The sequence below is a fragment of the Puniceibacterium sediminis genome, assembly GCF_900188035.1.
In the GTDB taxonomy this organism is placed as follows: domain Bacteria; phylum Pseudomonadota; class Alphaproteobacteria; order Rhodobacterales; family Rhodobacteraceae; genus Puniceibacterium; species Puniceibacterium sediminis.
The window spans coordinates 1-9,222 of sequence record NZ_FZNN01000026.1 but is presented as its reverse complement, the minus strand read 5'-3'; the positions used below and the strand labels follow the sequence as shown (position 1 = coordinate 9,222).

Here is a 9,222-nt window from a genome sequence, read left to right as displayed (position 1 = left end):
TCGCCTTGCCAGTATTCGACCCTGGCAAGGCGCGTCACATTCGCAGTAAAATAAAGCTGTTGGGGCTACAATCCGCGGCTTTGATACATGTTGAAACTGATGATCACGCGATCGCTGGCATCGCCGGTCGCATCTGTCAGGTTTGTTTCGACGCTGTGATACAGCCAACTGGGAAAAAGCAGGATGCGTCCTGGTGTCGGTTCAAAGAATACTTCAGCCCAATTATCCGAGGTACGCGCTGTATTCGGATCGTATCTCTGGGCCTGCATCAAATGTTGTGTGCGCGGATCGGTAAAGCAAATCCGCCCGGCGCCCGGTGGTGTCTGTATGTAGTAGACCCCGCTCCACAAGCTGTTGGGATGGATATGCGTTTTGTTGTGACTGCCTCGCGGATTGACGATCGACCACATGTTATCGATGGCCAGCGGCCACGCGGGATCGTAGCCTTGCGTCTTGGACACCTCTCTCGAAAACGCCATGATCTTATCGGTCAGAGCGGCAAAAGCAGGATTGCGGTGCAGTTCATTTTTGCTGTGCCAACCGCCTAATCGCGGTTCATTCGATCGCGCTAAACCTTCGCTGTCCATATCACGTTCCATGCGGACCGCATTCAGTAGTTGCTGATTTAGATCACCAAATTCAGGTATGTCCTGATAGTAGATCAATGTTGGGAAATACACCTCTCGAAACACCGGGGTGGACGTCGCCGGATCATTTCCGAAACCGCTATCAGTCATGGCAATTTCCTAAGGAATTTATCACTTTAGCTGTTGGTTGAGCCTAACTTGTATGCAAGCATGGAACAAGCTTGAACTGTTTTGTAATCAAAATTATTAGAAGGATATGGTCGGTGGCGGCATTTTCGATTTCGACGATTTCTTTGTTTTGGAGTTGAAACGCTTTCTGGCAACGCCGGGTGCAGACGGTGACATCAATAACGTAGCGCGCTGCATCAGTCGCGGACTGGATTAATAGAGGATGACGTCACAGATCCAGCGCAGCAGCAAGTCATCAAGCCTTCTTGGGCCAGCGAGATCTTCACGTGCGGTAGATGCCGCATGGGCCGCTCTGCCTGGTGCCGGATCGCTCGAGGCTTTGGCGCCCCATTGGCTGACGTTGCAGTTGCGAATGGCTGGCGCCGATAGTGGTGCAGTGTATCTTCTGGACCTAAATGCTCGTGTCGGCCAGGCTCGGACAATTGCCCGTTCGGGTGACGATCTGGGCCAAAGCTTGGACCAGATCGCATCACAGGTATTCGAGAATGGCCAGGTCGCTTTGTCACGGCCCAAAGACGCGCCGCAGACTGCGATGATCGGACATCCGGTGGTAGACGACGATGCCATCGTGGTCGCAACAGCGGTTCTGCGAATTCCTGATGCAGGCCCCCAGCGATTGCGCAATGCCGCACGCGCGCTTGCCTGGGGGACGGCGTGGTTGCGCGAAGGATTGGCGCGTGACGCGCGGCAACGCAGCGACCAGCACAAGCAGATGATGTTCCGGGCACACGAGATTTTTGCCGCGATGATCGAGGATCATGAGGCACGCCGCGCAGCAATCGGCACAATGACCCGATTGGCACAGGCGGCAAGCGCAGATCGTGTTTCGTTGGGTTTTCGTCAGCGCGGATATGTGCGGCTTGCGGCAGTGTCGCACTCTGCCGAATTCCGCAAGCAGATGGGCCTGAACCGACGGGTGGCGGCGGCGATGGATGAAGCGATTGACCAACGTGCCGCGCTTAAATATCCGCCACCAGAACACGAGATAAACGCGACCCGTGCACAAAAGGAACTGGCCGGAGAAGAGGGGCGCAGCGCCGTGCTGACAGTACCTTTTATGGTTGGCGAAATTTATCTTGGCGCGATCACGTTTCAGCGCAGCGAAGACTTGCCGTTCACCCCTGAAGAAGTGGGGTTTCTGGACTTTACCACGAGCTTGGTGGGGCCAGTGCTGTGGGACAAGAAACAGAACGATAAATGGCTGATATTTAAAGTTTTTGACACAGTCGGGCGGCAGTTTGTGCGGCTTTTCGGGCCGGGTTACGCATTACGAAAGTTGGCGATTGCATGCCTGATCGGGCTTGTGTTCATCTTTTCGACCTGGTCGCGTCCGTACCGTATCGCGTCTGACGCATTGGTCGAGGGGGCCGTGCAACGCAGCCTTGTCGCGCCCTTCGACGGGTTCCTGCGCGAGGCGACGGCGCGTGCAGGCGACAGGGTGGCGGAAGGCGACGCAATAGCCGCACTCGATGATCGTGATCTGGTGTTGGAACGGCTGCGCTGGGTGACGGAACGACGTCAAAAACGGCTGGAACTCGGCCGCGCCATTGGGGAACAAGACCGAGCCGAGACCGAGATTTTTCGCGTACAGATCGCGCAGGCGGAGGCCCAGATCAGTTTGATAGACGCCCGGCTGGAGCGCGCACAATTGATAGCCCCTTTCGACGGGATCATCGTGGCAGGTGATCAGAGCCAGAACATTGGTGGATCGGTCTCTCGCGGCACTGTTCTGTTCGAAGTGGCTCCTGTGGATGACTACCGCATCGTAATGAGCGTTGACGAAAGCCGTATTAGTGAAATTTCGATAGGGCAATCCGGTGATCTGGTAGTCACTGCGCTGCCCAACACAGAATTTCCGCTTGTCGTGACCAAGATCACGCCCGTCGCGCAGGCTGCTGAGGGCCGCAACACGTTCCGTGTAGAGGCAGGCTTCGACGTCGCCGCACCCGCTTTGCGGCCTGGGATGCACGGGATTGCCAAGGTCGACGTGGACGAGCGTCTGGTCGTTCGCATCTGGACCCGTGAGTTGGTCGATTGGGCGCGCCTCACATTCTGGTTATGGTTCGGCTAGGGTATGGGTGGGGCGGTTTTCAGCCAAAACTGGTTTAAAGTAGCCAAACTGCGCCCCCGTCTGCGCAGTCATGCCCGCATCTATCGCCAGCGCTATCGTGGTGGCACATGGTTCGTTGTCCAAGACGATCAGACCGGGCGGTATCACCGTCTTGCGCCTGCTGCCAACCGGATGATCGGGCTGATGGATGGGCGGCGGACCATGGACCAAATTTGGAACGCCGCAAACGCGTGGATCGGTGAAGTAGATGATCCGCCCACGCAGGATGAAACCATTCGTATGTTGGCGCATCTGCATCAGGCGGACCTGCTATCGGGAGACATGACCCCGGATATCGAGGAGTTGACGCATCGCGCAGACAGCCGTGAGAGCAAAGCGTTGATGGCGCGCTTGAAGAACCCGCTGGCGCTACGCTTGCCACTATGGGATCCGGACCGCTTTTTGGACGCGACGATGCCGTTAATCCGGCCCCTCTTTACGGTGTTCGGCGCGGTGGTGTGGCTTGCTGTCGTGATCGGCGGGCTGGCAGTCGCGGTACTCAATTGGCCAGAACTGAGCTCTGGTTTTTCAGACCGGGTTTTTCTGGCTGAAAACCTGATTTTGATGGCGCTGGTTTACCCGTTCATCAAGGCGCTGCATGAATTCGGACACGGCTACGCGATCAAAAGGTGGGGCGGCGAGGTCCGCGAGATGGGGTTAATGTTTCTGGTCCTCATCCCGGTGCCGTATGTGGATGCATCTGCCTCCAGCGGCTTCCAAAGCAAATGGTCACGCGCCGTTGTCGGCGGAGCCGGCATTCTGGTCGAGATTTTTATCGCGGCGATTGCGATCTTCGTCTGGGCCGAGGCAGAACCGGGTCTGATCCGCGCTGCGGCTTTCAATACAATCCTGATCGGCAGCGTGTCGACCCTGTTGTTCAACGGTAATCCGCTGCTCCGGTTCGATGGCTATTACGTCCTGTCGGATTTGGTCGAAATTCCCAATCTGGGGAACCGCGCCAATGCGTATGTCTTCTACGTAATTAAAAAATATCTCTTTGGAATGCGTGACCTATCTTCTCCTGTAACGGCGCGAGGCGAGCAGGGATGGTTTTTGTTCTATGCGGTCGCGGCCTTCCTTTACCGATTGTCTATCATGATCGGGATCGCGCTTTTCATCGCGGGAAAGCTCTTTTTCATCGGGGTCGGGTTGGCGATATGGGCTGTCTTGAGCGCGCTTGTCTTTCCGGTCATCAAGGGCCTGTGGTGGTTGATTGAGGCTCCCGAGCTGCGCAGCAACCGTGCCCGTGCAATGCTGGTCAGTGGCACTGTTGCCTTCGTGGCGCTGGCCGGGTTTTTGGCACTTCCCCTGCCTTATGCGACGATGGTCGAAGGCGTGATTGACGTACCGGAATCGGCCGTTTTGCGAACGAGCACTGAGGGATTCCTCGAGAACTATACCCAGAGCGGTGAGGTGGTGAAGGGCGCTCAGATTATGGTTTTGGCAAATCGTGAGCTGACTGCGCGGCGCGACCTGATCTTGGCGCAGCGCGCTGAAATCTGGCTGAAACTGGAGCGAGAGATAGCCTTGGACCGTGCAAGCGAAGGCATCTTGCGTCAGCAACTTGAACAAGCCGATGCGACCCTTGCCCGGGTCGACGACCAGATTGCGGGATTGACCCTGACCGTTGCGCGATCAGGGCGGCTGGTCGTTCCCGATGCAGTGGGGTTGCTGAACAGCTTCGTTGAGCGTGGGACGTTGGTTGGGTACGTGATTGCGCCCGGTGATCTGGTCGTGCGCTCAATGGTGCCGCAAGGCAGTTCGGATTTGGTGCGGCACCGATTGAACAAAGTGGAAATCATGCTCGCTGATAAACGCGGCGAGCTGATCGGCGCGGAATTAGTTCGGCAGATACCCCAGGCGACCCGGCGGCTTGCGTCGGTTGCGCTTGGCACCGAAGGCGGCGGGCGGATCGTAATTGATCCGACGTCTGGAAATGCGCAGACAGCGCTGGAACCGCTCTTTCAATTCGACCTCAGCGTACCGCTCTCTACCATTGATATGAAGGTTGGGCAGCGGGTCTTTGTCCGCTTCGATCACGGGGCAGAGCCTCTCTTTCTTCGAATAGTACGCAATCTGCGGCAGCTCTTTCTAAGCAAGTTTGATGTCTGACGCGCCAGCCAATCATTCGGACGCAGATCAGATCGCGCGGCAAGCCTGGTTCGGCCACGAAGCAGAGCTTTCGCGGTCGGATTTTTTCGACAAGGGTGTTGTGGCGTTGAAAGCCGGCGTGCTGGCCGGCTGGACACGCACTCGTGGGGTACGCAGCCGCTCTATCGTGCCCGCAGTCACCCGCGCAGGCAAGGCATTCGAGAGCATTAGCGACGAAGAGATTATCGAATGTGCGCGCGTCGCGGGTTACGAAGCGCGGGGTGCGGATCCTGCCGCACTTCGCCATGCGGCACCCCTATTCGCGCTGGTGCGCGAGGTCGCGTTTCGCAAGCTGGGAATGCGACATTATCCGGTGCAACTCCGCGGTGGCTACGTGATGATGCGTGGACAAATGGTCGAGATGCAGACTGGCGAGGGCAAGACCCTGACTGCCACATTGGCCGCGGGCGCGATGGCGCTTGCGGGCCGTCCGGTGCATGTGGTTACAGTCAATGACTATCTTGCTGCGCGTGACGCCGAGCAGATGACACCGGTCTATGAAGGCCTAGGTCTGACAGTCGGTCTGGTTGCTGAAGGCATGTCGCCTGAAGATCGCAAACGCGCGTACTCCGCTGACGTGACATATTGCACCAACAAGGAGCTCGCGTTTGATTTCCTGAAGGATCGTATCGATCCTTCGGCGGGAAACGGACATTTGACACGTCGAGTGCGGGCGATCTACGGAGATAATAGGCAAAAATCCGGTGCCATCGGAGGCATGATGCGCGGGCTTGCATTTGCTCTGATCGACGAGGCCGACAGTATACTAATCGACGAGGCGCGAACACCGCTGATCCTCTCTGGCGAAGGTCCAGCGCTATTTGATCCCGAAATCCTGCGCAAGGCAGAGCAACTGACTTGGCGGCTGGCACACCACGATTTTAGAATCATCGGCAAGGAACGGCGTATCGAATTGACAGCATCGGGTAGGAAAAGGCTCGATGCGGCGAAAGTCGACGGCCTGTTGGCCAACCGCGCCGCAAGAGAGGAACTTGTCGTCAAGGCGCTGAGCGCGCGACATCTGTTCTTGCGCGACGAACAGTATCTTGTCCGCGATGGGAAGGTCGAAATTATCGATGAATACACCGGGCGCGTGATGTCTGATCGTTTCTGGGTTGATGGCCTGCATCAGATGATAGAACAGAAAGAGGGGCTTGAGCCGTCCAAAGGTCGCATCACTCTGGCGCGCACGACCTATCAGCGGTTCTTTCGGCGATATGACAGGATCGCGGGCATGTCGGGGACAATTCGTGAGGTCGCGCCGGAATTGTGGCGGACCTACGGCGTCGCGGTTGCCACGATCCCGAGCAACCGCAAAGTAAAGCGAAAGATCAAACCGGCGCGGATATTTGTCGCCGACAGTGAGAAATGGTCCGCCATCGCTGCCGAAGCGAAGCGCCTGAACAATAAATCCGTCCCCGTACTGATCGGAACACGTACTGTTGCCGCCAGCAAGCGCGCAAGTGATGCGCTTGGCGCGGCTGAACTCAGGCATAACGTGCTCTCGGCAGAGCATTTTGCCGAAGAAGCGGAGGTTATCAGCCGGGCAGGACTTGCCGGGCAGGTCACGATTGCCACGAACATGGCCGGGCGAGGGGCGGACATCGGCCTTGATCCAGAAAGCCGCGCAACAGGCGGGTTGCATGTAATCATGTCCGAGCCCCATGACAGCACCCGTATCGACCGTCAGCTGGCCGGGCGTGCCGGGCGTCAGGGTGATCCCGGTCAGTTTCAGCCGTTTCTGGCGCTGGACGATCCGCTACTCGCTCAATACGATGCCACATGGCTTTCACGCACCGCCCGTTGGATTTGGCCACTACGTTCGTGGCTCGCTCGATACGCCTTTCATCGGGCGCAAGCGCGGGCCGAAACGCTTCATATGCAGATGCGGCGTGATCTTCATAAACAAGATGAGGTCCTTAGCGATGCTATGTCATTTAGCGGTGAACCGGATTAAACGGACGCGTATCTTTTCTTCGGTGGTCTGCGTGCTTCTGGGGGCCGCGCTGCCTGCTGTCGCCGGGGTCAAGTTTGACTGCGTCGTGCAGCCCAACCGCATCATCGCAATAGGAAGCCCTGTGACCGGTATCCTTAGCGAAGTGATCGTCGCAAGGGGTGATCCTGTAGCCAAGGGACAGGTTCTCGCAAGGTTGGAGGCCGAGCTTGAAACCGCGACTGTCGCGGTTAATAGTAGGCGGGCAGGGGATGAGACCAGCATCGAGGCACAACGCGTCCGTTTGAAATTGGCCCAGCACCGGATGACGCGCGCCGAAAAATTGTTGGAACGTGGTGCGACCACCCGCGAAGCATTTGATGAGGCCGCTGCCGAGCTCGAGGTCGGCCGTGCCGAATTGGAACGACTGAAGGTACAGAAAGACCTCGCCGTCATGGAACTGGGGCGCGCGAAGGCCACATTGGCCCGCCGGACTATCAAGAGTCCGATCAGTGGTGTTGTGGCAGCGCGCAGGTTGTCGCCGGGAGAGTTCGTCACTCAGGAGGCGTGGATCGTGCAGCTGGCGGATCTTGATCCGCTCTATGTCGAAGTGTTTTTGCCGACCGAATATTTTGATCAATTGGCGCTTGGGCAGATTGGTGAGGTGGCCTTGCGTCAACCTCCCGACACCCATCTCCCCGCCGAAGTTGTGGTCGTTGACAGTGTTTTCGATGCAACATCAAACACGTTTGGCGTGAGGTTAGAATTGCCAAACCCGGATGTGGTGCTTCCAGCCGGCCAAAGGTGTAAGGTCACTTTGAATATCAACGAGGTAGAGCCTGGATCAGGCGGATTTAATTTCGAATGAAACGGCAATAGCCAAAGCCACCATTGCGTTATGGCAACAAAAGAGCCTTCCGGCAGAAATTAAACCTTGTATCCCACTAATAAAGTCCTACCAATTACAATATCTTAAGGAGACAAATTAGTGGCCAATCAACTGTTATTCTACAAGAGCGCTGTACCGCTTTCGAGTGAAGCGCATCGCGATTTCAGTATCAGAACTGATGGAACCTACGGCTTTGCCGATACGGTAAACTCTGTACCGATCGTGGCCGCCGAGTTCCGCCCCGCAGCGAGCGATTGTGCTATCGTTTTTGCCGGCGAAGGCGACTCTGTCTTTCCGGTTGTGATTCTTGGGCTTCAGGATTCTGAAAACCTGTATGTCGATAACGATAAAAGCTGGAATGGTCGCTACGTGCCGGCCTTCATCCGTCGCTATCCATTCGTGTTTGCGCAGGGTGAAGACAATAAATCGTTCACCCTGTGCATCGATACCGAATATGAGGGCGTGAACTCCAATAACGAAGGCGAGCGTTTGTTCGACAGTCGCGGTGAGCGTACCAAGTACCTTGAGGGTGTACTGGACTTCACCAAAGATTATCAGGCGCAGTTCGTCAGAACACAGGCCCTCTGCAAACGGCTGGTGGACCTCGACTTGCTTGAGCCGATGCAAGCGCAGTATCGCACGCCATCGGGCGACAGCGGACGCCTGAACGGGTTCTCTGCTGTGAACCGCGAAAAGCTTAAAATGCTTGAAGCGGAGACACTTGAAAAGATGCTCAAGACTGACGAATTGGAACTTTTGTTCGTTCATCTCCAATCGCTGAATAACCTTCAGCCACTGGCTGAACGCGTCGAAAGCAAAGCAGACTAAAAAAGCGGACATGCGATCTCGTTACCCAGATCGCATGTCCGTTACTGCATTGACACGGCATTGTTGCGCAACTCTGACTATGGACGATTCACAACGTGAATCTATGCGGTTAGAGGGTCTTTATGAGCAAGCCACCTCCCGCCCGCTACCGCACGACGAACTGGTCCAGCTACAACGCGGCGCTGCGCAGGCGCGGCTCGATGTTGATCTTGGTGGACCAAGACATGGCTTGGCTGGCACCGCATGAAGGCCGCCCGGCCGTCCACCCGTCTTCTCCGATGCCGCCATCCAGTTCTGCCTTTCGGTTAAGGTTCTTTTTAAGCTCCCGTTGCGACAGACGTAAGCGGCAGTCCATCACCCATGGCACTGTGGTTTTACTACTTGCCGAAGTTCCATGGCATGAGAGTGTCGATGTCAGTCTGCATGTGCTGATCGAGGATCTTTCGGAGTGTGGCGGCGACATAGGCTTCGGGGTTTACGGCGTTCAGGCGACATGTGCCTATCAGCGAGGCGACACGCGCCCATGTCGCGGCGC

At 56.7% G+C, this 9,222-nt stretch carries 7 protein-coding genes and 1 pseudogene; 6 read left to right on the top strand and 2 right to left on the bottom strand.

The window, feature by feature from the left end:
* Window positions 1–65 precede the first annotated feature (65 nt).
* Entirely contained in the window at window positions 66–737 is a 672-nt protein-coding gene (locus tag CHB75_RS19085; RefSeq protein ID WP_089273453.1) for a TIGR02466 family protein, read from the bottom strand.
* A 391-nt stretch (window positions 738–1,128) separates the two neighbouring features.
* On the opposite strand from CHB75_RS19085, the gene CHB75_RS19080 reads away from it, so the two are divergent.
* The 6 genes and pseudogenes from CHB75_RS19080 to CHB75_RS19055 all read left to right on the top strand — a co-directional run.
* The gene (locus CHB75_RS19080) at window positions 1,129–2,847 is read left to right on the top strand and encodes an efflux RND transporter periplasmic adaptor subunit (protein ID WP_176439209.1); all 1,719 of its coding nucleotides are present in this window, start codon (window positions 1,129–1,131) and stop codon (window positions 2,845–2,847) included.
* A gap of 3 nt (window positions 2,848–2,850) precedes the next feature.
* Window positions 2,851–4,998, top strand: a complete 2,148-nt coding sequence (locus tag CHB75_RS19075; protein WP_089273449.1) for a PqqD family peptide modification chaperone — start codon at window positions 2,851–2,853, stop codon at window positions 4,996–4,998.
* Window positions 4,991–6,994, top strand: coding sequence for a preprotein translocase subunit SecA (locus CHB75_RS19070; RefSeq protein WP_089273447.1), 2,004 nt, complete (start codon window positions 4,991–4,993; stop codon window positions 6,992–6,994). The genes CHB75_RS19075 and CHB75_RS19070 overlap by 8 nt, the downstream gene beginning before the upstream one ends.
* Window positions 6,930–7,838 (top strand): efflux RND transporter periplasmic adaptor subunit, encoded by a 909-nt coding sequence (locus CHB75_RS19065; protein ID WP_245841071.1) that lies wholly within the window; start codon window positions 6,930–6,932, stop codon window positions 7,836–7,838. The genes CHB75_RS19070 and CHB75_RS19065 overlap by 65 nt, the downstream gene beginning before the upstream one ends.
* A 120-nt stretch (window positions 7,839–7,958) precedes the next feature.
* Window positions 7,959–8,687, top strand: coding sequence for a SapC family protein (locus CHB75_RS19060; RefSeq protein ID WP_089273443.1), 729 nt, complete (start codon window positions 7,959–7,961; stop codon window positions 8,685–8,687).
* 122 nt (window positions 8,688–8,809) lie between these two features.
* Window positions 8,810–9,027 (top strand): annotated as a pseudogene (locus CHB75_RS19055) (transposase); the annotation flags it as partial.
* Window positions 9,028–9,064: 37 nt separating this feature from the next.
* Here CHB75_RS19055 and CHB75_RS19050 read toward each other — a convergent pair.
* On the bottom strand, window positions 9,065–9,222 hold a 158-nt coding region (locus tag CHB75_RS19050; RefSeq protein ID WP_141135057.1), incomplete at its 5' end, for a transposase domain-containing protein.

What these genes read in the sequence shown, in the direction of transcription:
- CHB75_RS19075 (WP_089273449.1), top strand. Translation starts at nt 2,851, where the DNA reads ATGGGTGGGGCGGTTTTCAGCCAAAACTGGTTTAAAGTAGCCAAACTG.
- CHB75_RS19080 (WP_176439209.1), top strand. Translation starts at nt 1,129, where the DNA reads ATGGCTGGCGCCGATAGTGGTGCAGTGTATCTTCTGGACCTAAATGCT.
- CHB75_RS19070 (WP_089273447.1), top strand. Translation starts at nt 4,991, where the DNA reads ATGTCTGACGCGCCAGCCAATCATTCGGACGCAGATCAGATCGCGCGG.
- CHB75_RS19085 (WP_089273453.1), bottom strand. Translation starts at nt 737, where the DNA reads ATGACTGATAGCGGTTTCGGAAATGATCCGGCGACGTCCACCCCGGTG.